Below are 23,841 nucleotides of genomic sequence, written 5' to 3'. Positions count from 1 at the left end.
GTGGGTCTCCTCAGTGCCAGGCCGCGGCGAGCAACTCGTTCGAGCGCACCCGGTCGGCGTGATCGTGGGTGATGGTGGTGACCAGCAGCTCGTCAGCGCCGGTCGCGTCCCGGAGCACACGCAGCCGTTCCGTCACGGTCTGCGGTGATCCGACGAACTGGGTGTCCAGCCGGTCGGCGACCAGCGCGCGGTCCTCCGGGGTCCACGCGTAAGCGGCCGCCTCCTCCGGAGTCGGGAAGGGGATCGCACCCGCGCCGGTGCGGATGCTCCGCACCCACAGCCCGTACGGCTCCGCGATCCGCCGCGCCTCCGCGTCGCTCCCGGCCACCACCACGTCCGCCGAGACCATGACGTACGGCGCAGAAAGGATCTCCGACGGCTTGAACGCGTCCCGGTAGCCCTCCACCGCCTCCAGCACGCTGGCCGGACTGACGTGGTAGTTGGCCGCGAACGGCAGCCCCCGCTCCCCGGCCACCTGCGCGCTCTGCCCGCCGCTGCTGCCGAGCACCCAGATCTCCAGATCGGCCCCTTCCCCGGGCTGGGCGTGCGCCTCCAACCCCTCCGCCGACCGGTACGTCCCGGCGATCAGCGCCTGGATGTCGTCCACCTGCTCGGCGAAGTCGGGTGACTCGGCCCCGGGCTGCTGGAGCAGGCTCGCCCACAACCGGAAGATCGGCGACTTGGCGATCGAGGCGAACGAGAACGGCGGCGGGATGAGCAGCCCGTCGACCACCTTCGATTCGGTGGGCGGCGGCGGGGGAGGAGCCTCGGCGCGCATCTCCTTGGCCCGCTGCCCGGACCGCCCGAGCCCGAGGTCGATCCGCCCCGCGTGGAGGGCCTCCAGCGTGCCGAACTGCTCGACCACGGCGAGCGCGGTCTGGTGGCCGAGCTGCACCGCCCCCGACCCCACCCGGATCCGCGAGGTGGCTGCGGCCACCGCGCCGATCAGCACGGCCGGGGCCGAACTGGCCACGCCGGGCGTGAGGTGGTGCTCGGCCAGCCAGTAGCGGTGGTAGCCCGCCGCCTCCGCCCGCCGGGCCAGGTCGATGGTGTTCCTGAGCGCCTCCCGCGCGTTCCCGCCCGCGACGATGGGGGCCAGGTCGAGGATGGACAGCCGGGTCATGTGAGCCCTCCCGGGGATAGCGGCCTGCTGGGGATCTCCTTGCGGAGCACGGGGGCGATCTCCCCCTGGAACAGTTCGAGTGAGGCCCGGTGCTGGGCCTCGGTGAGCCCGTCGGCCTCGGCGGACAGGTGCATCACCTCGTGGCCGAGCCGCTCGTGGTACCGGTGGATCTTGTCGATGATCTGCTGCGGGCTGCCCACCAGCAGGGAGCTGCGCTCGATGGCGTCCTCCAGCGTGGGGAAGACCGGGTCGAGACCACGCGAGGCGAAGAACTTCAGCCGCGCTTCGAAGATCGGCCGGTAGGTCTCGATCGCGTCCTGGGAGCGCGGCGTGCTGTAGTAGCCCGCGCTGCCGGCCCCGACCAGCAGGTCCGCCGGGTCGTGGCCGTAGTGCTCCCACCGTTCCCGGTAGTACGCGACCAGCTCCGCATAGGGCTCGACGGGATTGCTGACGTTGGCCGAGAACAGCGGATCCCCGTAGTAGGCGGCCAGCTCGACCGACTCCTTGCTGGTGGCGCTGCCGTGCCAGACCCGGATCGGCCGTTGCAGCGGCGGGGGCAGCACCTCGGCCTCGGCGAGCGGCGGCCGGAACCGCCCGGACCAGGTCACCCGGTCCTCCCGCCAGAGCCGCCGGAACAGCTCGTAGCCCTCCCGGTTGCGATCCCACTGGTCCTGCTCGGTCACGTGGAACAGCTCGGCCTGCGCGGTGCCGTTCCCCTTGCCGATCATCAGCTCCAGCCGCCCGCCGGACAGGTGGTCGAGGGTCGCGTAGTCCTCGTACGCCCGGACCGGGTCCAGCAGGCTGAGCGTGGTCACCGCGGTGAACAGCCGGATCTTCGAGGTCAGCGCGGCGATGTGGCTGAGCACCACCGGCGGCGAGGAGGACAGGAACGGCCGCTCGTGCCGCTCCCCGAAGGCGAACCCGTCGAACCCCAGCTCCTCGGCCTGGACGGCGCTCGCCACCACCTCGCGGAACCGCCGGCTGACCGGTGTGAGCTCACCGGTGACCGGATGCGGCGTGTGGAAGGCGAGGGTGAGCGCGAGGAACTTCAAGACGCCCTCGCGTACCGGCTGCCGGGCCGCGCCAGGCCGAGCCGCCCGCGCAGGTCCGCCGTCTCGTACGCCTTCCGGAAAGCCCCCCGGGCCTGGAGTTCCGGCACCAGGCCCTGGGTGATCGCCGCCAGGTCGTGGGGGAGCACGCCGGGACGGAGGCGGTAGCCGTCCAGGCCGGCCGGCCTCCAGTCCAGCAGCAGGTCGGCGAGCTCCGCCGGGGTGCCCTCGAAGATGTGCGCGTCCGACTCCAGGGCGCCACCGTCCAGGTCGTCCAGGCGGGCCTTGTGACCGCCGAGGAAGACCACCAGGTCGGCGAAGACCTTCAGCGACGGCCCGGTCCGGCCGACGGTCGCCTCCGCCGCCCTGACCTCTTCGGTGATCCTGCGCGCGTCGTCCCGGTCCTGCGGGGTGATGTAGAGCACGTCGGCGCCGCGCGCCGCGAACTCGTACGGCGCCGTGTTGTGCCCGAGCGAGGTCACCAGCGGCTGCCCCTGCGGCGGGCGCGGGGTGATGGACGGGCCTTTGACCTTGAAGAACCTGCCCTCGAAGTCGATGTAGTGCAGGCGGTCCCTGTCGATGAACCGGCCGGTGGCGGCGTCCCTGATCTCGGCGTCGTCCTCCCAGCTGTCCCAGAGCCGCCGTACCACCTCCACGGCGTCGGACGCCTCCGCGAACAGCTCCGCCACCTGGGGGCTGGCCAGGTCGATCGGCGGGAACTCACGGCGGCCGAAGTGCGCGGCCTCGTCAGGACGAGCGGACACGCGGGGACGCCACCCCGCCCGGCCCCGGCTGGCGTAGTCCAGGGAGGCGATGCCGATCGCCACATGGAAGGGTTCGGTGTGGGTGACGCTGGTGGTCGGGATCAGCCCGATCCTGGACGTCAGCGGGGCCAGGCTGGCGGCCAGCAGCACCGCGTCCAGCCGTCCCCGCACCTGGTCCAGCCGCTCGTCGGGGCCGTCGAAGCGGGCGGACTGCAGACCGAGGGAGTCCTCGAAGGTCACCCAGTCGAGCAGGCCGCGCTCGGCCTCCAGGACCAGTTCGGCCCAGTACCCGGCGGTGAACAGCCGGTCGGGCTGGGCGCCCTCGGCCCGCCAGGCGGCGGGGTGCCAGCCGGCGCCGTCCAGGGCTACGGCGAGGTGCAGGGTCATCACAGCTCCTTCGTCTTGAGGCCGAGGTGGTCGCGGAGGGTGGGGCCGGTGTAGTCGGCGCGGAACACGCCCTTCTCCTGGAGCAGCGGCACGACCTTGTCCACCAGGTCGTCCAGGCCGCCGGGGGTCAGGTGCGGGACGAAGATGAAGCCGTCGGCGGCGTCGGTCTGCACGAACGTGTTGATCTGCTCGGCCACCGTGGCGGCCGTGCCGACGAAGGTCTGCGGCGCGGCGGTCTCGATGACCAGTTCGCGGATGGACAGGTTCTTCTCGGCGGCCAGCGCCCGCCACTTGGCCGCCACCGCGCCCCGGTCCCCCCGGAACTGCGCCCGGCCCTCGGAGACGCCCTTGCCGAGGTCCGGCTCGATGTCCGGCAGCGGCCCGTCCGGGTCGTACGCCGACAGGTCGCGCCCCCAGATCCCCTCCAGGAAGGAGATCGCGGTCTGCGGGCTGACCTGGGCCCTGCGGATCTCGGCCGCGTGCCGCTCGGCCTCCTCCTGGGTGTCGCCGAGCACGTAGGTGACCGCGGGCAGGATCTTCAGGTCGCCGGGCTCGCGGCCGTACCGGGCGAGCCGGCTCTTCACGTCCTTGTAGAAGGCGCGGCCCTCCTCCAGCTTGCTGTGCCGGCTGAAGATGACGTCGGCGGAGGCGGCGGCGAAGTCGCGTCCCTCCTCCGAGTCCCCGGCCTGGATGATCACCGGGTGGCCCTGCGGGGGGCGGGGCACGTTGAACCGGCCGGTGATGGTGAAGTGCAGCCCGTCGTGGTGGAAGGTGCTGATGCCGCCGGGCCGGATGAACTGCCCGTCCTTGGCGGTGATCGCGTCAGGGGCCCAGGAGTCCCAGAGTTCCCTGACGGTCTGGAGGAACTCGGCCGCGCGGGTGTACCTGTCGGATTCCGCCAGGTAGCCGCCGCGCCGGAAGTTCTCGCCGGTGAAGGCGTCCCAGCTGGTCACCACGTTCCAGGCGGCCCGGCCTCCGCTCAGGTGGTCCAGGGAGGCCAGCCGCCGCGCCACCTCGTACGGCTCGTTGAAGGTGGAGTTGACGGTGGCGGCGAGACCGAGACGGGTGGTCACGGCGGCCAGGGCGGCCAGCACGGTCAGCGACTCGGGGCGGCCGACCACGTCCAGGTCGTGGATGCGGCCCTTCATCTCCCGCAGCCGCAGTCCCTCGGCCAGGAAGAAGAAGTCGAACTTCCCCCGTTCGGCGGTCTGCGCCAGGTGCCGGAAGGAGTCGAAGTCGATCTGGCTGCCCGACCGGGGGTCGGACCAGACTGTGGTGTTGTTGACGCCGGGAAAGTGCGCGGCCAGATGGATCTGCTTGGTCATGACGCCCTCCTGACCAGGGATGCGGTGGTGTCGAGCTGCGGAACGGCGGCCAGCAGCTCGCGGGTGTAGGCGGCCGTGGGGGCGGTGAGGACCTGGTGCACGTCGCCGGACTCGACGACCCTGCCGTCCTTCATCACCAGCACCCGGTCGCTGACGTGCTGAACCACCCCGAGGTGGTGGGAGATGAACAGGTAGGCGACCCCCAGTTCGGCCTGCAGTTCGGCGAGCAGGTCCAGCACCTGGGCCTGGATGGACACGTCCAGCGCCGACACCGGCTCGTCGCAGACGATCACGCGCGGGCGTGGCGCCAGCGCGCGGGCGATCGCCACCCGCTGCCGCTGCCCGCCGGACAGCCGCAACGGACGTCGGTCCAGCACGCCGGCGTCCAAGCCGACCTGCTCCAGCAGCCGCACCGCCTCGCCCCGGGGCCGGCCGCCGACGTCGAGGGCCTCCGCCAGGATGCGCCGCACGGTGAACCGGGGGTCGAACGAGCTGAGCGGATCCTGGTAGACCACCTGGATGTGCCGCCGCAGCTCGCGCCGCCGTCGAGGGGTGAGCCCGGCCCACGGCTGCCCGTCGATCGCGACCGAACCCCGATCCGGGGCGAGCAGGCCGAGCACCAGCCGGGCGGTGGTGGTCTTGCCCGAGCCGGACTCCCCGACGATGCCCAGCGTCTCCCCGGCGCGCAGCTCGAACGACACACCGTCCACGGCCCGGTGCCCGCGGAAGGATCTGGCCAGGTCACGCGCCTCGATCACGACCTCGCCCGCGGGCGCGCGCCGCAGCGGGGGAGCGGCGGGATCCGACAGCCGGGCGCCCTTGGCCGCCGCCGTGGGAATCGCCGCCAGCAACCCCCGGGTGTACGGGTGCTCCGGCTCGCGCAGCACCCGCTGGGCCGGGCCGCTCTCCACGACCACGCCGTCCTTCATCACCAGGATGCGGTCGGCGAGCTCGGCCACCACCGCCAGATCATGGCTGATCAGCAGTAACGCCGTGCCCGCCCGTTTGCGCTCGCCCAGCAGCCGCAGGATCTGCGCCTGCACGGTGACGTCCAGCGCGGTGGTCGGCTCGTCGGCGATCAGCAGCCGGGGATGGCAGGCGATCGCCGAGGCGATCAGCGCGCGCTGGCGCAGCCCGCCGGAGAGCTCGTGCGGGTACTGCCGGGCGCGGCGCTCCGGCTCCGGCACGCCGACCTCGGTGAGCAGCTCCAGCACCCGTCCCCGTACGGCGTCGCGGGGGACCGCGCGGTGGAGCCGGAGCGTCTCGGCGATCTCCTTGCCCACCGGGCGGAGCGAGTCCAGCGAGACCAGCGCGTCCTGGAGCACGAACCCGATCCGCCGCCCCCGGACCGACCGCCACTGGCGCTCGCTGAACCCCGAGGCGTCCAGGCCCTCGATCCGCAGCCGGGTGGCGCTCACCTCGGCCTGCTCCCCGGTGAGGCCGAGCAGGGTGCGGGCGGTGACGCTCTTGCCCGAGCCCGACTCGCCCACCAGGGCCACGCACTCGCCCGGATGCACCGCCAGCGACACCCCGCGCACGGCCGCCACCGGACCGAAGCTCACGTGCAGGTCCGCGACCTCCACCACCGGTACGCTCACGAGATCCTCCGCTGCAGGTGCCGCCCGACGACGGTGATGGACAGAACGGTCAGCGTGATCGCCACCCCGGGGAAGATGGCGATCCACCACGCGACGGAGAAGTAGTCCCGGCCGCCGGAGAGCATCGCGCCCCACTCCGGCGCCGGTGGCTGCGGGCCGAGACCGAGGTAGCTGAGCGAGGCGGCGGCCACCAGGGCGATGCCGACCTCGATGGTGGCCAGCACCAGCAGCGGCTCGAACGCGTTGGGCAGCACGTGGCGGAGGATGATCCGGCCCTGGCTCAGGCCCAGCGAGGTGGCCGCCTCCACGTAACCCGCCCGGCGGATCACCATGGTCTGGGCCCGGACCAGGCGGGCGTAGCTGGGCGCGGTGTAGAGCGCGATGGCCAGGATCACGTTGACCGTGCCCGGGCCGGTGACCGTGATCACCAGCAGCGCGAGCAGCAGGGTGGGCAGCGCGAGCACCACCTCCACCAGCCGCATCACCACCTCGTCCAGCACCCGGCCGCCGAGCGCGGCCAGCAGCCCGAGCGCGGTGCCCACCGTCACCGCCAGCGCGGTCGCGCCGAGACCGGCCAGCAGCGACGGCGCGGCGCCGTACACCACGCGGGTGAACACGTCCCGGCCGTTGGCGTCGGTGCCGAACCAGTGCGCGGCGCTCGGGCCCTCCAGCGCGGCCAGCGCGTCCGCCTGGTCCGGCGGGCCGCCGGTGAGCAGGCCGGGCGCCAGCGCGGCCAGCGTGATCAGGGCGAGCACCGCCGAGGCCGCCCCGACCCCCACCCGCGCCCTCACGCCGCGCTCCGCAACCGGGGGTCGATGACCAGGTAGAGCAGGTCGATCACGATGTTGACCACCACGTACAGCACGGCGGTGACCAGCACCACGCCCATCACCACCGGCAGGTCCTTGCCGGTGACGGCGGCCAGGGTGAGCTGGCCGATGCCCTGCCGGGAGAAGATCTGCTCGACCGCCACCATGCTGCCCACCAGCAGCCCGACCACCCAGCCGAGCAGCGTCACCGCCGGGACCAGGGCGTGCCGAAGCGCGTGGCGGAGCCGTACCCCCAGGTCGGACATGCCGCGCGAGCGCGCGGTCAGCACGAAGGGCTCCTCCAGGGTCAGCTCCAGGCTCTCCCGCATCAGCTGGGTGAGCATGGTGGTGATCGGGATCGACGTCGCGATGACCGGGAGGACCAGGCCGCTCCAGCCGTCGGCGCCGACCGCGGGGAACCAGCCCAGCTGGAAGGAGAAGACGGTCAGCAGCAGGATCGCCGCCCAGAACGTGGGGATCGAGACGCCGACCAGCTCCAGGCCGGAGGACAGGCCGCGGATCCACCGCCTGCGCCGGGCGGTGAGCAGCGCCAGCGTCGTCGACACCACCACCGTGACCAGCAGCGTGGCCCCGGCCAGCTGGAGCGAGGGCCCCAGCTGGGTGCCGATCGCGGTGGCCACCGACTCGTGTAACTGGTAGGACTGCCCGAGGTCGCCGCGGAGCACCCGGCCGAGGTAGGTCGCGTACTGCACGGGCAGCGGCCGGTCGAGCCCGTAGTCGGCGATGATCTGCGCCCGCACCTCGGGGGTGACGATCGAGCTGCCGATCAGCACGTCCACCACGTTGCCGGGCGTGAGGTGCAGGGCGGTGAAGGAGACCGTCACCGCCCCCCAGAGCACCAGCACCGAGGTGCCGAGCCGGGTGAGGATCCGCTTGGTCATGCCTTGGACACCCAGGCGTCGTAGAAGGTCGGGTACGCCTGCGGCTCCCAGGCGATGTCCCGGACGTTCTTCGACACGCCCAGCAGGTAGTTGAAGACGTAGACCGGGAAGACCGCCACGTCGGTGTTCACCTGCTGCTGCACCTTGGCGTACAGGGCGGCCCGGTCGGCCAGGTCGGTGGTGGCCAGCGCGTCGCTGAGCCAGCCGTCCACCTCGGTGTTCTTGTACCGGGCCAGGTTCTGGCCGAAGAACGAGGCGCTCGGGATGTTGGAGATGGCGAACAGGGCGCGCAGCGCGTCCCCGTCCGCGCGCTGCCAGCTGAAGTCGATCAGGTCGTAGTCGCCGGCGATGGCCTTGGGGGCGAAGTCGGTCGGGGTCACGTCGGTGAAGACCACGTCGAAGCCGAGCTTCTTGGCTTCGGCCTGCACCTGCTCGGCGAGCGTGCCGCGCTGCTCCCGGGCGAAGGACTTCAGGAACGGCCAGCGCACGGTCAGCCGCTTGCCGTCCTTGGTGCGGTAGCCCTCGGCGTCCTTGCCGGTCCAGCCCGCCTCGTCCAGCAGTCGCGCCGCGCCGGTGGGGTCGTGCCGCCACTGGGTCTCGGTGGCGGCGTCGTAGCCGTGGGTGGCCGGGGAGATCGGGCTGTAGGCGGGGTCGAAGGTGCCGAAGTAGAGCTTGCCGACGATGGTGGCGAAGTCGATGCCGTCCCGGAAGGCCTGGCGTACCTTCTGGTCGGCGAAGACGCCCGAGGCGGTGTTCGGGTAGTAGTTGTAGTTGCCGCCCGGGGCCTGCTTGCGCACGATGGCCAGCCGGGGGTCGGCCTCCACCTGCTTGACGTTGACCGGGGGCACGCTGGCGATGGCGTCGATCTGGCCGCTGGTGAGCGCGCCCAGCCTTACCGCGTCCTCGGTGAGGATCTTGAATTCCAGGCGTTCCAGGTAGGCCGGGCCGGTGTGCTTGGCGCCCGCCGGGGGCCAGTTGTAGTCAGGGTTGCGGTGGTAGGTGATGCCCTGGTGGGGGACGAAGGCGTCGATGATGAACGGGCCGGTGCCGACGACCTTCTTGGCCAGCGCCTCGGGCCCCTCTGCGAGCGATTTCGGGGACTGTATGCCGAAATATGCGGTGGCCAGGGCTGCCAGGAAGGGCGAGTACGGCTTGCTGAACTTCACCGCGACCGTCTGGGCGTCGATCACCTCCGTGCTCTCGTACGGGCCGAAGGCGGCGGCCGCCAGCTGCGACTTGGTCTTCGGGTCCACGATGTGGTCCAGGTTGGTCTTGACCGCCTCGGCGTCGAAGACCCCGCCGTCGGTGAACTTCACGTCCTGACGGAGTTTGAAGGTGTACGTCCTGCCGTCCGGTGAGATCTCCCAGGAGGAGGCGAGCCAGGGGTGGATGCCGCCCTGGTCGTCGAGGGCCACCAATGAGTCGAGCGCCGGGCGGGTGAACAGGCCGGTCACGTCCTGGGGGCTGGCGTGGGGGTCGAGGTTGAGGGGCTCGGTGTTGACGCCGAAGACGAGGGAGCCGCCCTTGACAGGCGCTCCGGCTGTCTCGGTCTGGGCGGGAGGGGTGCCGCCGCCGCAGGCGGTGAGGGCGAGGATCGGGAGGATCGCCAGGGCGGCCAGGGGGGAGCGGAAAGAGGGCAAGAGGGTCACCTCTCCGGAGGCGCGCCAGGGCGCCTCACGACCATGAGCCCGGAGGGCCCGCGCATTGCGGCGAACGGTCGTCGCCGCCAGGTTTCCCCGGGGCACCCCATGCGGGAGCGAGGGTTGCCGGCCGACCAGCCGGGGCTTGGCGTCGGCACTCTTTACCTACATTCAGAGTAGGAAATGCCGGTTATGCGAGTCAAGCGCCCATTTCCTCGGTGGCCGTGCCGACGGTGCGCTCCCGCGCGGCGGGGCGCCCGGCCCAGGTCGCGCAGCCCGAACCGGGCGCCTGGGTGGGCGCCGCCCGCCTTCTAGGATCTGGTCGGCTCTGGCTCGCGCTCTTCGGCTGCCCGCTCGGCTTCGCCTTCCTCGACCTGCCCCTCGTGGATGGTGCCTCGCCAGCCCTCGACCTCCTCCGGGCGGAGCATCGTCTGGGTCATGACATGGCGCCTGAAGTGCTTGAGCTCCAGGCGGGCGCGGCGGCCCTGGGCGCGCCAGAGGTTGCCGGTGTGCTCGAAGAATCCCTTCGGGTGGTACTCCAGGACCAGGACGACGCGGGTGAGGCCGGGCGCGATCTCGTGGAAGGTGACCGCGCCGTCCACGTAGCCCTTCGCGCCCTCGGAACGCCAGATGATGCGCTCGTCCGGCACCTGCTCGATGATGTGCGCCTTCCAGGATCGGTGCGACCAGAAGATCTGCGCCTTCCAGCTGACCTGCTCGGGGGACTCCTGATTGACGCTCTCCACCTTCTTCATGAAGCTCGGGAAGTCCTCGAACCGGGTCCACTGGTTGTAGACGACCTGGAGCGGCGCCCCGATGTCGATCGTCTCGACCATGTTGGTCACCCGGGTGCCCTGGCCCGCCTTCTTGCCTTTGCCGGTCAGACCCTTGACGAGCTGCCCGGCGCCCTTGGCCATCGTGGTGGCGCCCTTGACCACCTGCCCGATCCGGGCGAGGAAGCCGCCGCCCTCGCCGACCTTCTTCGCCGTCCCTTCGCCGGCGTACTCGGTCAGGCGGTCCGTCACCGAGGTGACCCGATTGGTGATCGAACCCAGCCCCCGCTTGCCGAGGGCGCCCAGCAGGTTGCCGACCTCGCCTCTCAGCCGGTTCCACGGCAACCCGCCGGTTCCGGGAAGCTTGCTTTCCTTTCCTTTCTCCTTCTCCGTGACGGTCATCGTCGTCACCCCCGCGAACCGGACTTGGCGGTGCTTCTCGCGGACGGGCCGGTCTCCGCCTCTTCCGGTTCCTCTTCGGGGGCCTTACGCAGTCGCTCGGCCTGCTCCCCGGTGAGCTTCCCCGCCATCTTTCCCGCCGCCTCGCCGGCCTGACCCGCGGCCTGCGTGGCCTGCGCGCCGACCGCCTCGCCGGCGCCGGCGGCCGCCATGACGTGCTCCTCCGGGTGCCGCAGAGTCTCGGCGCGCTCGTGGATGGCGTCGCTCAGGGCGTTGATCTGCTTGCTGGCGGCCGCCATCGCCACCGACTTCCCGACCTCCTGCAGGTCTTGGCGGAGCCGTCCGGTGAGCTCGGTCAACTCGGGGGAGCCGAGGGCGCCGACGCCCCGCTCCACCAGGCCACCCTTCTTGGCCCGTGACCGCCCTACCGCTACGGCCACGGCCACTCCGGCGGCCATCCGCAGCTTGCGATGACGGCCCAGGCAGTACCCGATGACGACGGCGAGTGCCAGCTTGACACGATTCATTGTCCTGTCCTCCCTCCGGCGGCTTCGGCACCCGAACCGACGTCAAGCGCAAACGCCACACAGAGAAGATCCGCGTTGGTTGATCCTCCTCAATCCGCCGCCATGCCCGATAAGTGGACACAAGAACATAAAAGCCGACAAAGAGCGGATAAAGGTGGAATGCGCCTGGGGGTTGATGTGACCCAGGTCACCAATGCTCGGCCTTGAATCCGGTACCCAGGTACAGGCTTACCGTCGAAGAGCGCTCACGACCACTAGGAGGCTCTGATGACGGGATGCGCCTGCTGTACTCCCGAACGGGAGGACGACGGACCGGCCCTGGTGTGCACACTGGCCGGCGGACCCGAGGCCAGGCAGGCACGGCTGGCCGACTGGCGGTCGGCGATCTCCCAGGCCACCGACCGGGAACCCGCCGCCGGGGGCGTCACGCTGACCTTCGAGCACGACTCGCGGCTCGCCGGCGAACTCGGCCGGCTGGCCGCCGTCGAGTACGAATGCTGCTCGTTCTTCACGTTCACCCTCAGCATCGGCCCCGCCGGGATGGCGTTCACTGCGCAGGCGCCCGACGCGGCCCGCGACCTCGTCACGGCGCTCTTCGGGGACGCCGCATGACGTACGAGATCACGCGCCGGTTGCGTACCGGCCAGGTGGCCGAGCGGGCCGGGGTCAACATCCAGACCCTGCGCTACTACGAACGCCGGGGGTTGATCGCCGAACCCGAGCGGAGCCTGGGCGGGCATCGGACGTACCCGCCGGAGACCGTCACCCTGCTCGGGGTGATCAAAGCGGCGCAGCGGCTCGGATTCACCCTGGACGAGGTGGCGGAACTGCTGGAAGCCGGTCGCCGCGGCCATCCCCGCCCCGACCTGCGAGAACGCGCCATCGCCAAGCTGGCCGAGATCGAACACAGGATCGCCGACCTGGTGACCATCCGGGACACCCTCACCCAGGTCGTGGCCGCCCGCTGCGACAGCCTGACCAACTGCACCTGCGCCGACTGCCCCCTGCCCTACGCCGAACTCGCGGAGGACCCACCCCGATGACCTCGCCGCACAACCCCACGACCACCCCAACCTGCGGGTGCGGCTGCTGAACCGAGGGGCCCGGCGCTGCCGCCGCCAGGCGGGTCACACCTGCCGCCGAGCTCGTGCGGGCCGGCCCCGCTGTCGGGGCCTCTGCCAAGGGCTGGGCCAACATTGGCCAAATGGCGGGGCGAACACGGACAAACGGGCCGGGCTGTCGTCCTATCGTCGGAGCCATGACGGAGAACCCGGCTGAGAGTCCCGTACGGATCCCGGCGGAGATGAACGCCTGGGTGGTCGCCCAGCCCGGGCCGATGGCCGGTGGGCCGCTGGAGTTCACCCGGTTGCCCGTTCCGGTTCCGCTGCCTGGCCAGGTGTTGGTCAAAGTCGAGGTCTGCGCGGTCTGCCGTACCGACCTGCACCTCGCCGAAGGCGACCTGGAACCCCGCCGGCCCCGTACCGCGCCCGGGCACCAGGCCGTCGGCCGGGTCGTCGCGCACGGCTCCGGCGGGCCGGTCGGGGGCCGGGTCGGGGTGGCGTGGCTGCGGTCCACCTGCGGTGTCTGCCGGTACTGCGCGCGCGGCGCGGAGAACCTCTGCCCCAACTCCACCTACACCGGCTGGGACGCGGACGGCGGCTACGCCGAGTACCTCGTCGCGCTCGAGGACTACGTCTACCCGCTGCCCGAGGACTATCCGGCCGAGCCGCTGGCCCCGCTGCTGTGCGCCGGGATCATCGGCTACCGCGCCCTGCTCCGGGCCGATCTTCCGCCGCGCGGGCGGCTCGGGATCTACGGGTTCGGCGCCTCGGCCCACCTCACGGCGCAGGTGGCGATCGCGCAGGGCGCGGCCGTACACGTGCTGACCAGGTCCACCGCCGCGCAGGAGCTGGCCCTGGAACTGGGCGCCGCCTCCGCGCGAGGCGCCTACGACGCGCCCCCCGAGCCCCTCGACGCCGCCATTCTCTTCGCCCCAGTGGGGGACCTGGTCCCGGTGGCCCTCCAAGCCCTCGACCGGGGCGGCACCCTCGCCGTCGCCGGCATTCACCTGACCGACATCCCCGTACTCAACTACGACCGGCACCTGTTCGAGGAGCGCACCCTGCGCTCGGTCACCGCCAACACCCGCGAGGACGGCCACGCCTTCCTGAGGTTCGCCGCCGATCACCCGCTCCAGGTCACGACCACCCCGTACGCCTTCGACCAGGCCGCCGCCGCCCTGACCGACCTGGCCGCCGACCGGGTGAACGGCGCGGCGGTGCTCCACATCGGCGGCTGACCCGCAGGTCCCTTTCCGAGCACACCGGACTCGATGAGCTGGGCATCAATCGTGAGCCGCTAAGCGGAACCGCCACCCGATGTCGCCTCGGCCGCAATCCACGCCAGATATTCCGGACTCCCGGTGACGATCGCGGTGGCGATGATTTCCGGGGTCTCGTAGGAATGGTGCTGTTTCAGGTACGCCTCAAGAGACGGGTAGGCGTCGGCGGTCGTCTTGACGAGCAACTGCCATTCCTGGGCTTCCTCCAGTTCGCCCTGCCACCAGTACACAGAACGGATCGGCCCCACAATCTGAACGCACGCCCCGTGCCGCCCCTCCACCACACCACGGGCGAGCCGACGCGCATCCTCGTCGCTCTCCACCGTGGTGGCCACCTGCAGGTAATCCGACATCACCCTTCCCTTCCGTGTGCCCGAGTTCTATCAAACCCCGCTGAAATCAGGTCACAATGGCCCGGTTCCGAAGATCATGAACGGGGTGACGATGGCGAGACTGATCTCAGGTGTCCTGATCATGCTCCTGCTGACGGGATGCGACCTGCCCGGCCTCAGCCAGGAGACCGTCCTCTGCCACCACGAGGAGATACCACTCCAAGCCCTGAAGAACCCCATACCAGCCACCAACCTGGGCCCGAACGGCCGGGCAGCGCTCAAAGGCACCGAAGTCCGCCCGATAGACGACCTATCCACCTGGACCATCGCCGAAGAGACCGACACCCGCGTGGCCATCATCCGCGAAAAGTCCACCCCCGAACCGAACATCCCGGGCGGCCAACGCACCCACGAGTTCCTCTCCATCGAACGCGTCGCCCCACCCGGCCAAACCAGTCGCCCCAGTTGGCACATGAGAGCCTCCACCCGGTGCAACCTCTACTACGACCTCGGCTCCCTCAGCCCCGCCGACGTGCAACTGGACCCCGCCACCCCGCCCGCCCCCGACTCCCGCCGGATATCCCTCCTGATCACCGAACACGAATGCGCCAGCGGAAAGCCGGCCGACGGCCGCATTCAACTGGCCGAAATCCAATCCACCCCCACCGAAATCCACCTGACCATCGGCGTACGCCACCTCGACACCGCCACCTGCCCAGGCAACCCCCAAACCCCCTTCACCGTCACCCTCGACGAGCCATTGGGCGACCGCGTCCTCATCGACGCGTCGCTTTATCCATCCCGTCCGATTGCTCTGGCGACGAAATGAGCGCATGCCTTTCCCTGCGGAGGGCGTGTATTGGCTGCGGTCAACATTTTTTGGTACGGCCCCACAATAGGGGTGCCCGAAAGAGGAATACCTGTTCCGGTGGAAACAAAGAGGCTATCGGCTGGTTTGGCGGGACAGGAGTTCTGGTATTCCGGGGCCGGAAAGTTGGTTGAGGGGGTTTCCGCGGCCGGTCAGTAGGAGGAGGAGGGCGCCCATGGGGCCTTCGAGTGGGGTGCCGTGGCCCTGGGTCCAGGGGTGGTCGGTGGCGGTCAGTTTCAGGCCGGTGAGGTTGCGGCGGGCGTTGAAGGGCCAGCCCATGGTCCAGACTCGGGTGGCGGCCGCGGCGGCGGGTTCTGGGGGGATGGGGTACGGGCGGCCGAGAGGGATGGTGATGTCCTGGGCGTGGACTAGGACGTCGATCAGGGGTTCTAGGTGGGTGATGCCGGGGGCCTTCTTGCGGGAGCCGATCATGGCTCGGAGGAGTTCGCTGTATTTCTCGATGGGGAGGCGGGCCTGGCGGAGCGCGGTGTCGTGGATCATGCGGTTGAAGTTGCCGCGGGCCCTGAGGAGTTCGTAGGTCACGGTGAGCGCGCCGGTGTGGGCGAGGGTGAGGTGGGCGGCGACCTCGCGGACGCGCCAGCCGGTGCAGAGGGAGGGGGTGTCCCACTCCTCGTCGGTGAGCTCGTCGAAGAGCAGGGCGAGGCGAGCCCGTTCGTGGTCGATCGCCTGCCATACCTGGTCGAGGTCCATCCCCCGTCCCTCCATTTGGTACGATAATGGAACCATATTGGTTCGATAATCTGTCTATTGTCAAGGGGGTCGCCCGGTGGGTGATGACCAGGTGAACCTCGGCCTGCTCTGCTTCTTCCCGTACCGGGCGATGGAGACCCGGGTGATGGCGGCGGCGACCGCGGCCGGGTTCGACGACATCACGCTCGCGCAGGCGCGGATCTTCCAGCGCATCGGGCCGGCCGGCACGCGCGTCTCCGACCTGGCGGAACAGGCGCGGGTGGCCAAGCAGACCGCGACCTTCCTGGTCGATCAGCTGGAACGCGCGGGATACGTGGAGCGGGTGCCCGATCCCACGGACGCCCGGGCCCGGCTGGTGAAGATCGCCGCGCGGGGGGAGGAGGCGGTCGCGCTGGCCAGGCGGGTGGAGGCGGAGGTGGAGGCCGAATGGGCCCAGCACCTGGGCAGGCGGGCCACCGCGCAGCTCCGGGAGGCGCTCACCCGGCTCCGCGAGATCACCGATCCGTACCAGGGGACCTGAGCCTGACGTCGGGGGAGGTCCCAGCGTGGTCAGGCGGAGTGGGTGGGGCCGTCGCCGGTGGCGCTGTTGGTCATGATGCCGTGGGCGGTCAGTTCGGCGACCAGGCGGCCGGGGTGGTCGGGGGTGATCGCGGGCAGGATTCTCCGGCCGGTGTCGATGATGAGGGCGGTGCGTTTCCGCGGCCGGTTGGCGTCCAGGTTGAACCAGTGCACCAGGTCGTTGGAGCCCCAGATCCGCCAGCTGCCGTTCGGGAGGGGGAGCCAGATCACGGCGCGGATGGCGGGCAGCGGGATGCGCTTGGCCGCTCCCCACGGGAAGTAGTAGCGGTTGATGATCAACTCGCTGTCGGTGCAGGTCACCGTACTATCCGCGTACACCTAACCCAGGATAGGCGGACCTGGTGCTGCTCACCCCGGGTGGAGATGATCTCACCCAGCGCTGCTACCCGACACCCCTTTCGGACGCAAGAATCGTGATATTTCCGGACGGAAGCCCGTGCGAAGGAGTCAGCAAATGTCGCGAGAAATCGTGGAAAAGCGGTTGGCTGAGGTGGTGGTGGCCGTGACCGCGGACGGCGCACCGCCGGCCGAGCAGGAGATCGTCGTCGCCCAGCGCGACCACGCCTTCCTCTTCGGCTGCATCGGCTTCGACTTCATCCCGCTGGCCAACGGCGAGGGCACCCCGGAAACCGAGGCCCTCGCCGACCTGTGGTTAGACCTGTTCAACGCGGTGACCCTGCCGTTCTACTGGGGCCGTTTCGAACCCGAACGCGGCAAGCCGGACACCGCCCGCCTGCTCCGCACCGCCCGCTGGTTCGCCGACCGCGGCTGCGTGGTCAAGGGCCACCCGCTGGCCTGGCACACGGTCACCGCCGACTGGCTCCTGGACCTCCCCACCGAGGAGATCGCCCGCGTCCAAGTAGACCGCATAAAGCGCGAAATTTCGGAATTCGAGGGGGTTATCGACTCCTGGGATGTCATCAATGAAGTCGTCATCATGCCCATTTTCGATAAATACGATAACGGCATCACCCGGCTCTGCCGCGACATCGGCCGGATCCCCATGATCCGCATGGCCTTCGACGCCGCCCGCGAGGCCGGCCCCAACGCCACCCTGCTCCTCAACGACTTCGACATGTCCGCCGCGTACGAGTGCCTGATCGAGGGCGTGCTCGAAGCCGGTATCAAGATCGACGCCCTCGGCCTCCAGAGCCACATGCACCAGGGCTACTGGGGCGAGGAGCAAACCCTCGCCACCATCGACCGTTTCGCCCGGTACGGCCTGCCCATTCACTTCACCGAGACCACCCTGCTCTCCGGCCACCAGATGCCCCCGGAGATCGTCGACCTGAACGACTACCAGATCCCCGAGTGGCCCACCACCCCCGAGGGCGAGGCCCGCCAGGCCGACGAGATCGTCCGCCACTACCGCACCGTGGTCTCCCACCCGGCCGTCCAGGCCCTGACGTACTGGGGCATGGCGGACGAGGGCGCCTGGCTCGGCGCCCCCGGCGGCCTGGTTCGCCTGGACGGCAGCCCCAAACCCTCCTACCAGGCACTGAAAGACCTGATCAAGGGCGAATGGTGGCTGCCGCCCACCACGCTGCGCACCGGCCAGGACGGCACCGCCCGTTTCACCGGTTTCCCCGGCACGTACGAGATCTCAGCCGCCGGGCGCACCGCCACGGTCGCCGTGGACACCCCGGGGGAGTGTCACCGCGACGCGCGCCTGGCCTGACGGTAGACGCGCATCTTGGCCCGGCTCCCGCAGACCGCCATCGAGCACCACCGGCTGCCCCGGTTCCGGGACCGGTCGTAGAAGATCCACTCGCACCGGGGCTCGCCGCACGCCTTCAGCCGCCGCCAGGACCCGTCCGCCACCGCCAGGGCGACCGAGGCCAGTACGGTGGCCAGCGCCCCGCGCATGTCGGTCATCGCGGGGCCGAGCCCGAGCGACCCGGTGACCACCAGCGGGCAGTCCCTGGCCACGTGGGCGACGGTGCGGTGCGCCTCGGGGTCGGGGTCGCCGCCGTTGTTCTCGCGCAGCAGGGCGCGCAGTGCCTCGCGCAGGGTGACGGCGTCCCGCCGGTCGAGCGGATCCGGGCGGAGTTCGCCCAGCCCGTTACGGAACAGCCAGGCCGCCATGTCCTCGGGGTCGGCGAACTCATCCTGGCCGGTCTCGATGGTGACGCTGTTCACAAATCCTTGCACCAGCGCGAGCGAACCGGGCGCGATGGCCCGGTCTCCCGGTTGTCCCATCATGTCCGCTTATTTACCACAATAAGCGGATCATGAGATGAAGCGGCCGATGAAAGTCAGGGCGGTGTCAGCGACCTCCCGCCAGCCGTGGTCGATGGTGAGCGCGTGGCCCCGGCCGGGGATCTCCACGTACTCGGTCACGCCCTCGTTCCGCTGCTGCTTCTTGTACGAGGCCTTGGCGATGGCCGGGGGCACGGTGTGGTCCCGGTCGGCGGCGATGACGAGCAGCGGCCCGCGCTCGGGGTTGCGGCTGTTCACCTTGGCCTCGGTCCACGGGTTCAGGTTGGCCGTGGCGGCCTGGAAGAGCGGCGCGCCGGGACCCGCCACCGAGTACGTCTCGAACAGTTCCCTGGCCTCCTCCTCGGGGACCGCGTTGCCGAAGCTGAAGCGGAACTGGTCGTAGGTGAGCGGGATGGCCCGGTGCGCGTTGGCCGGGTTGCTGAGCACCGGCGCCGCCGCGCGCAGCGCGGAGAGCGGCAGCGGCAGCACTCCTCGGAACGGCGCCGGGCTGATCGCCACCGAGGCGGCCGACACCCCGCGCCCGGCCAGGATCTGGGTGAGCAGCCCGCCGAAGGAGTGGCCGACCACGGCCGGTTTCCGCTCCAGACCGCCGATCAGGCCCTCCAGGTGGTCGGCGATCTGCCCGACGGTCTTGTTGGCGAACACCTCGGGGTGGGACTTGGCCTCGGCCACCGTGTCCGGATCGTCCGGCCAGCCGAGGGTGACCGGGGCGTACCCGGCTTCGGCGAACACCTCCGCCCACCGGTCCCAGCTGCTCGGCAGCAGCCACAGCCCGTGGACGAACACCACGGGTGTCTTGCCGGAGTTGTTGGCTAACTCGATCTGCTGGGTGTCATGCGCGGTCGACATGCTGATCAGGCTAATTGCCCCGATCAATCGGGCATAGAGGGCCACTCGTCGCCCTGGGATCCCTCGGGAGAGAACAGCAGGTTTAACGATCATCGTTTCCCGCCGTGAAACACGGTAGTCAACACCCCGTTGACGACCGCGAATCACGTATGTAACCTTTGGCCAGCGCTGCGCAAGAATCTTGCAAAGTCATGTTCAATTTCTCGCTGTTCCTCGCAACTTCAGGGATTGCACTGCGTCCGTGCACCTCCCCCCACCCGCGTCCGCCGGAGGCCGCCCGCCTCCCCGGCCAACCCTGTCGTTCCTGCCGAGAGATAGAAGAACGCGATGAGAAAGAAGCACGGACCGTTACGGCTGGTCGCGACCGCGGTCGCGACCTGTCTGCTCGTCATGGGGCTGGGGGCCGTACCGGCCACCGCCGCCGGCGGGCCCAACCTCTCCCTGGGTAAGGCGACCTCCGCCAGCTCCGCCACCGGCGGCCACGCGGCCGGCGCCATCAACGACGGCAACCAGGCGACGTACTGGGAGAGCACCAACAACGTCTTCCCGCAGTGGGCCCAGGTGGACCTGGGCGCCAGCACCGGCATCGACCAGGTCATCCTGAAACTTCCGGCCGACTCCGCCTGGCAGACCCGCACCCAGACCCTGTCCATCCAGGGCAGCCAGGACGGCACCAGCTTCCAGACCCTGGTCTCCTCCGCCGGGCAGACCTTCAACCCGGCCTCCGGGAACTCGGTGACCATCAACTTCCCGGCCACCAACACCCGCTACGTCCGGGTGAACATCACCGCCAACACCGGCTGGCCCGCGGGGCAACTCTCCGAGCTGGAGGTGTACGGCACCAGCACCGGCTCCAGCAACCTCGCCATCGGTAAGACGATCACCGGCAGCAGCGTCTCCCAGACGTACGTGGCGAGCAACGCCAACGACGCCAACCAGGCCACCTACTGGGAGAGCACCAACAACGCCTTCCCGCAATGGCTCCAGGTCGACCTGGGCGCCACGGTGAGCATCAACCGCCTGGTCCTCAAGCTGCCCGCCTCCCCGTCCTGGCAGACCAGGACCCAGACGCTCTCGGTGCAGACCAGCACCAACGGCTCCACCTTCAGCCAGCTGGTGGCCTCCGCCGGGTACGTCTTCAACCCGGACACCGGCAACCAGGCGACGATCAACTTCAACGCCACCAGCACCCGGTACGTGCGGCTGAACATCACCGCCAACACCGGCTGGCCGGCCGGGCAGATCTCCGAGTTCGAGATCTACGGCCCCGGCGGCCCGGTCGACACCAGCCCGCCCACCGCCCCGACCGGTCTGGCCTACACCCAGCCCACGGACGGCCAGATCCAGCTGACCTGGAACGCCTCCACCGACAACGTGGGCGTCACCGGGTACGACATCTACGCCAACAACCAGCTGCGGGCCAGCGTCGGCAACGTCACCACCTACACCGACACCCAGCCGCTCAGCGCGACCGTGACCTACTTCGTCCGGGCGAAGGACGCGGCGGGGAACGAGTCGGGCAACAGCAACAGCGTCACCCGGCAGGGCCAGACCGGTGACACCCAGTCGCCGACCGTGCCCACCAACCTGGCCTACACCCAGCCCGCCAGCGGCCAGATCCGGCTGACCTGGGGCGCCTCCACCGACAACGTGGGGGTCACCGGGTACGACATCTACGCCAACAACGCCCTCCGCGCCTCAGTAGCCGGAAATGTCCTGACTTATACCGATAACCAGCCGGACAGCGCGACGGTGACCTACTTCGTCCGGGCGAAGGACGCGGCCGGGAACGAGTCGGGCAACAGCAACAGCGTGACCCGGAACGGCACCGGGCAGCCGCCGTCCAACCTGGCCATCGGCAAGGAGATGGTGGAATCCGGGCACGTGCACACGTTCGTCGCGGCCAACGCCAACGACAACAACCTGAGCACCTACTGGGAGGGCAACTCCGGCGCCTTCCCCAACACGCTGACCGTCAAGCTCGGCGCCAACGCCGTGGTCAGCTCCGTGGTGCTCAAGCTCAACCCGGGCACCGAATGGGGCACCCGTACCCAGAACATCCAGATCCTGGGCCGCGAGCAGAGCGCCACCGGCTACACCAACCTGGTCTCGGCCGCCAACTACATCTTCAACCCGGCCACCGGAAACTCGGTCACCGTCACCTTCAACGCGACCGTCGCCGACGTACAGCTGAAGTTCAACAGCAACACCGGCGCCCCGGGCGGGCAGGTCGCCGAGTTCCAGGTGTTCGGTGTCCCGGCCCCCAACCCGGACCTGACCATCACCGGCATGTCGTGGACCCCGGCCAGCCCGGTGGAGACTGACCCCATCACGTTGTCGGCCACCGTGCGCAACATCGGCAACGCGGCCTCCCCGGCCAGCAACGTCAACTTCTACCTCGGCACCACCTTGGTCGGCACCGCCAACGTGCCCGGCCTGGCCGCCAACGCCACCGCCACGGTCAACGCCAACATCGGCACCCGGGACGCGGCGACCTACCCGGTCAGCGCCAAGGTGGACGAGGCCAACACGGTGATCGAGCAGAACGACACCAACAACTCCTTCGCCAACCCGACCTCGCTCACCGTCACCCCCGTGCAGAGCTCCGACCTGATCGCCTCGCCGGTGGCCTGGACGCCGAGCAACCCGGCGGCCGGGAAGCCGGTCACCTTCAGCGTCGCCATCAAGAACCAGGGCACCATCGCCTCGGCCTCCGGCGCGCACGGCATCACGCTGACCCTGCTCAACCAGCAGGGCGGGACGGTCACCACGCTCACCGGCTCCTACAGCGGCGCCATCGCGGCCGGCGCCACCACCAGCCCGATCAACCTGGGCACCTGGACGGCCGTCAACGGCAAGTACACCGTGCGCGTGGTGCTCGCCGACGACGGCAACGAGGTCCCGGTCAAGCGGGCCAACAACACCACCAACCACCCGTTCTTCGTCGGGCGCGGCGCCAACATGCCGTACGACATGCTCGAAGCCGAGGACGCGGTGGTCGGCGGCGGCGCGCAGGTGGTCGGGCCCAACCGCACCATCGGCGACATCGCCGGCGAGGCCAGCGGCCGTAAGGCGGTCACCCTCAACACCAACGGCGCCTTCGTCGAGTTCACCACCAAGTCCAGCACCAACACCCTGGTGACCCGGTTCTCCATCCCGGACGCCGCGGGTGGCGGCGGCACCAACGCCTCGCTGAACGTGTACGTCAACGGGACCTTCCACAAGGCGATCCAGCTGACCTCCAAGTACGCCTGGCTGTACGGGGACGAGGCCTCGCCGGGCAACTCGCCCGGGTCCGGTGGGCCGCGGCACATCTACGACGAGGCCAACATCATGCTGGACGCGTCGTTCCCGGCGGGCACCAAGATCAAGCTGCAGAAGGACGCGGCCAACACCAGCCAGTACGCGATCGACTTCATCAACACCGAGCAGGTGTCGCCGATCGCCAACCCCAACCCCGCCCGGTACACGGTGCCCACCGGCTTCACCCACCAGAACGTGCAGGACGCCCTGGACCGGGTGCGCATGGACACCACCGGCAACCTGATCGGCGTCTACCTGCCGCCGGGGTCGTACCAGACGGGTGGCAAGTTCCAGGTGTACGGCAAGGCCGTCCAGGTGGTCGGCGCGGGACCCTGGTACACCCAGTTCTTCGCACCGTCCAACCAGGAGAACACCGACATCGGGTTCCGGGCGGAGAACAGTGCCGCGGGGTCCTCGTTCTCCGGATTCGCGTACTTCGGTAACTATGTTTCGCGGATCGACGGGCCCGGGAAGGTGTTCGACTTCCAGAACGTGGCCAACATCACGATCGACAACATCTGGAACGAGCACATGGTGTGCCTCTACTGGGGGGCGAACACCGACTTCATCACCATCAAGAACTCGCGTATCCGGAACATGTTCGCCGACGGCATCAACATGACCAACGGCAGCACCAACAACCTGGTCAGCAACAACGACGCCCGGGCCACCGGTGACGACAGCTTCGCGCTGTTCTCGGCGATCGACGCTGGCGGGGCGGACATGAAGGACAACGTCTACGAGAACCTGTCCACCACGCTGACCTGGCGGGCCGCGGGCATCGCGGTGTACGGCGGATACGCGAACACGTTCCGGAACATCTACATCGCGGACACCCTGGTCTACTCGGGCATCACCATCAGCTCGCTGGACTTCGGGTACCCGATGAACGGTTTCGGCGCCAACCCGCCCACCAGGTTCGAGAACATCTCGATCGTCCGGGCCGGCGGCCACTTCTGGGGCCAGCAGACCTTCCCCGGCATCTGGGTCTTCTCCGCCTCCAAGGTGTTCCAGGGCATCCGGGTCAGTGATGTCGACATCATCGACCCGACCTACTCCGGGATCATGTTCCAGACCAAGTACACCGGCCCCAACCCGGAGAACCCGGTCACGGACACCATCTTCACCAACATCACCATCACCGGTGCCCGCAAGAGCGGCGACGCCTTCGACGCCAAGTCCGGCTTCGGCATCTGGGTCAACGAACTGCCCGAACCCGGCCAGGGCCCGGCGGTCGGCTCCGCGACCTTCAACAACCTGGTGATGAGCAACAACTTCCAGAACATCAAGAACACGACATCGACCTTCACCCTCAACATCAACTAGCGATCCCCAGAACAGC

At 69.7% G+C, this 23,841-nt stretch carries 22 protein-coding genes and 1 riboswitch; of the genes, 7 read left to right on the top strand and 15 right to left on the bottom strand.

Going from position 1 to position 23,841, the window contains the following annotated elements:
• Positions 1–10: 10 nt before the first annotated feature.
• From KIP79_RS02655 to KIP79_RS02610, 10 genes are all read right to left on the bottom strand, one after another.
• Positions 11–1,123 (bottom strand): LLM class flavin-dependent oxidoreductase, encoded by a 1,113-nt coding sequence (locus KIP79_RS02655; protein ID WP_214103063.1) that lies wholly within the window; start codon positions 1,121–1,123, stop codon positions 11–13.
• Positions 1,120–2,175 carry an LLM class flavin-dependent oxidoreductase gene (locus KIP79_RS02650; protein ID WP_214103062.1) on the bottom strand — a complete coding sequence of 352 codons (1,056 nt, stop codon included), beginning with the start codon at positions 2,173–2,175 and terminating at the stop codon, positions 1,120–1,122. The genes KIP79_RS02655 and KIP79_RS02650 overlap by 4 nt, the downstream gene beginning before the upstream one ends.
• Positions 2,172–3,323: an LLM class flavin-dependent oxidoreductase gene (locus KIP79_RS02645; protein WP_214103061.1), complete on the bottom strand. Its 1,152-nt coding sequence runs from the start codon at positions 3,321–3,323 to the stop codon at positions 2,172–2,174. The genes KIP79_RS02650 and KIP79_RS02645 overlap by 4 nt, the downstream gene beginning before the upstream one ends.
• Complete coding sequence (locus KIP79_RS02640) at positions 3,323–4,648, bottom strand: NtaA/DmoA family FMN-dependent monooxygenase (RefSeq protein WP_214103060.1); 1,326 nt, start codon at positions 4,646–4,648, stop codon at positions 3,323–3,325. The genes KIP79_RS02645 and KIP79_RS02640 overlap by 1 nt, the downstream gene beginning before the upstream one ends.
• The gene (locus tag KIP79_RS02635) at positions 4,645–6,246 is read right to left on the bottom strand and encodes a dipeptide ABC transporter ATP-binding protein (protein WP_214103059.1); all 1,602 of its coding nucleotides are present in this window, start codon (positions 6,244–6,246) and stop codon (positions 4,645–4,647) included. The genes KIP79_RS02640 and KIP79_RS02635 overlap by 4 nt, the downstream gene beginning before the upstream one ends.
• Positions 6,243–7,037 carry an ABC transporter permease gene (locus KIP79_RS02630; RefSeq protein ID WP_214103058.1) on the bottom strand — a complete coding sequence of 265 codons (795 nt, stop codon included), beginning with the start codon at positions 7,035–7,037 and terminating at the stop codon, positions 6,243–6,245. Before KIP79_RS02630 ends, KIP79_RS02635 begins: the two co-directional genes overlap by 4 nt.
• Positions 7,034–7,957 (bottom strand): ABC transporter permease, encoded by a 924-nt coding sequence (locus KIP79_RS02625; protein ID WP_214103057.1) that lies wholly within the window; start codon positions 7,955–7,957, stop codon positions 7,034–7,036. Before KIP79_RS02625 ends, KIP79_RS02630 begins: the two co-directional genes overlap by 4 nt.
• On the bottom strand, positions 7,954–9,597 hold the full coding sequence (locus KIP79_RS02620) for an ABC transporter substrate-binding protein (protein ID WP_214103056.1): 1,644 nt from the start codon (positions 9,595–9,597) through the stop codon (positions 7,954–7,956). The genes KIP79_RS02625 and KIP79_RS02620 overlap by 4 nt, the downstream gene beginning before the upstream one ends.
• 54 nt (positions 9,598–9,651) lie before the next feature.
• A riboswitch (SAM riboswitch) is annotated at positions 9,652–9,763 on the bottom strand.
• A gap of 145 nt (positions 9,764–9,908) precedes the next feature.
• A complete protein-coding gene (locus KIP79_RS02615) occupies positions 9,909–10,772 on the bottom strand; it encodes an SRPBCC family protein (RefSeq protein ID WP_214103055.1) in 864 nt (287 codons plus the stop codon).
• Between the two features lie 5 nt (positions 10,773–10,777).
• Positions 10,778–11,296 (bottom strand): hypothetical protein, encoded by a 519-nt coding sequence (locus KIP79_RS02610; protein ID WP_214103054.1) that lies wholly within the window; start codon positions 11,294–11,296, stop codon positions 10,778–10,780.
• A gap of 267 nt (positions 11,297–11,563) precedes the next feature.
• On the opposite strand from KIP79_RS02610, the gene KIP79_RS02605 reads away from it, so the two are divergent.
• The 3 genes from KIP79_RS02605 (at position 11,564) to KIP79_RS02595 (ending at position 13,595) form a co-directional block, all read left to right on the top strand.
• A complete protein-coding gene (locus KIP79_RS02605) occupies positions 11,564–11,908 on the top strand; it encodes a hypothetical protein (RefSeq protein ID WP_214103053.1) in 345 nt (114 codons plus the stop codon).
• On the top strand, positions 11,905–12,339 hold the full coding sequence (locus tag KIP79_RS02600; protein WP_214103052.1) for a MerR family transcriptional regulator: 435 nt from the start codon (positions 11,905–11,907) through the stop codon (positions 12,337–12,339). The genes KIP79_RS02605 and KIP79_RS02600 overlap by 4 nt, the downstream gene beginning before the upstream one ends.
• A gap of 215 nt (positions 12,340–12,554) precedes the next feature.
• A complete protein-coding gene (locus KIP79_RS02595; protein WP_372453509.1) occupies positions 12,555–13,595 on the top strand; it encodes a zinc-dependent alcohol dehydrogenase family protein in 1,041 nt (346 codons plus the stop codon).
• A gap of 59 nt (positions 13,596–13,654) precedes the next feature.
• Here KIP79_RS02595 and cutA read toward each other — a convergent pair whose 3' ends face one another.
• Positions 13,655–13,990: a divalent-cation tolerance protein CutA gene (cutA, locus tag KIP79_RS02590; RefSeq protein WP_214103051.1), complete on the bottom strand. Its 336-nt coding sequence runs from the start codon at positions 13,988–13,990 to the stop codon at positions 13,655–13,657.
• 91 nt (positions 13,991–14,081) lie between these two features.
• Here cutA and KIP79_RS02585 point away from each other — a divergent pair, with 91 nt between their 5' ends.
• Positions 14,082–14,798 (top strand): hypothetical protein, encoded by a 717-nt coding sequence (locus tag KIP79_RS02585; protein WP_214103050.1) that lies wholly within the window; start codon positions 14,082–14,084, stop codon positions 14,796–14,798.
• Positions 14,799–14,912: 114 nt separating this feature from the next.
• Here KIP79_RS02585 and KIP79_RS02580 read toward each other — a convergent pair whose 3' ends face one another.
• A complete protein-coding gene (locus KIP79_RS02580; RefSeq protein ID WP_214103049.1) occupies positions 14,913–15,548 on the bottom strand; it encodes a maleylpyruvate isomerase family mycothiol-dependent enzyme in 636 nt (211 codons plus the stop codon).
• 76 nt (positions 15,549–15,624) lie between these two features.
• Between KIP79_RS02580 and KIP79_RS02575 the strand changes: the two genes are divergently transcribed.
• Positions 15,625–16,068: a MarR family winged helix-turn-helix transcriptional regulator gene (locus tag KIP79_RS02575; RefSeq protein WP_308169533.1), complete on the top strand. Its 444-nt coding sequence runs from the start codon at positions 15,625–15,627 to the stop codon at positions 16,066–16,068.
• A 29-nt stretch (positions 16,069–16,097) separates the two neighbouring features.
• On the opposite strand, the gene KIP79_RS02570 is transcribed toward KIP79_RS02575, so the two are convergent.
• The gene (locus KIP79_RS02570) at positions 16,098–16,445 is read right to left on the bottom strand and encodes a hypothetical protein (protein WP_214103048.1); all 348 of its coding nucleotides are present in this window, start codon (positions 16,443–16,445) and stop codon (positions 16,098–16,100) included.
• 136 nt (positions 16,446–16,581) lie between these two features.
• Between KIP79_RS02570 and KIP79_RS02565 the strand changes: the two genes are divergently transcribed.
• A complete protein-coding gene (locus KIP79_RS02565) occupies positions 16,582–17,805 on the top strand; it encodes an endo-1,4-beta-xylanase (protein WP_214103047.1) in 1,224 nt (407 codons plus the stop codon).
• On the opposite strand, the gene KIP79_RS02560 is transcribed toward KIP79_RS02565, so the two are convergent.
• Together KIP79_RS02560 and KIP79_RS02555 are read right to left on the bottom strand one after the other, a co-directional pair.
• Positions 17,781–18,326: a CGNR zinc finger domain-containing protein gene (locus KIP79_RS02560; protein ID WP_250212608.1), complete on the bottom strand. Its 546-nt coding sequence runs from the start codon at positions 18,324–18,326 to the stop codon at positions 17,781–17,783. The genes KIP79_RS02565 and KIP79_RS02560 overlap by 25 nt on opposite strands.
• A 30-nt stretch (positions 18,327–18,356) precedes the next feature.
• Entirely contained in the window at positions 18,357–19,196 is an 840-nt protein-coding gene (locus KIP79_RS02555) for an alpha/beta hydrolase (protein ID WP_214103045.1), read from the bottom strand.
• A 327-nt stretch (positions 19,197–19,523) separates the two neighbouring features.
• On the opposite strand from KIP79_RS02555, the gene KIP79_RS02545 reads away from it, so the two are divergent.
• Entirely contained in the window at positions 19,524–23,825 is a 4,302-nt protein-coding gene (locus KIP79_RS02545) for a discoidin domain-containing protein (RefSeq protein WP_250212574.1), read from the top strand.
• Positions 23,826–23,841 lie beyond the last annotated feature (16 nt).

This window comes from Acrocarpospora catenulata, from assembly GCF_018476525.1.
GTDB classification, from domain to species: domain Bacteria; phylum Actinomycetota; class Actinomycetes; order Streptosporangiales; family Streptosporangiaceae; genus Acrocarpospora; species Acrocarpospora catenulata.
Note: the sequence above shows the minus strand (reverse complement) of the source record. Positions and strands in the feature narration are given on the sequence as shown.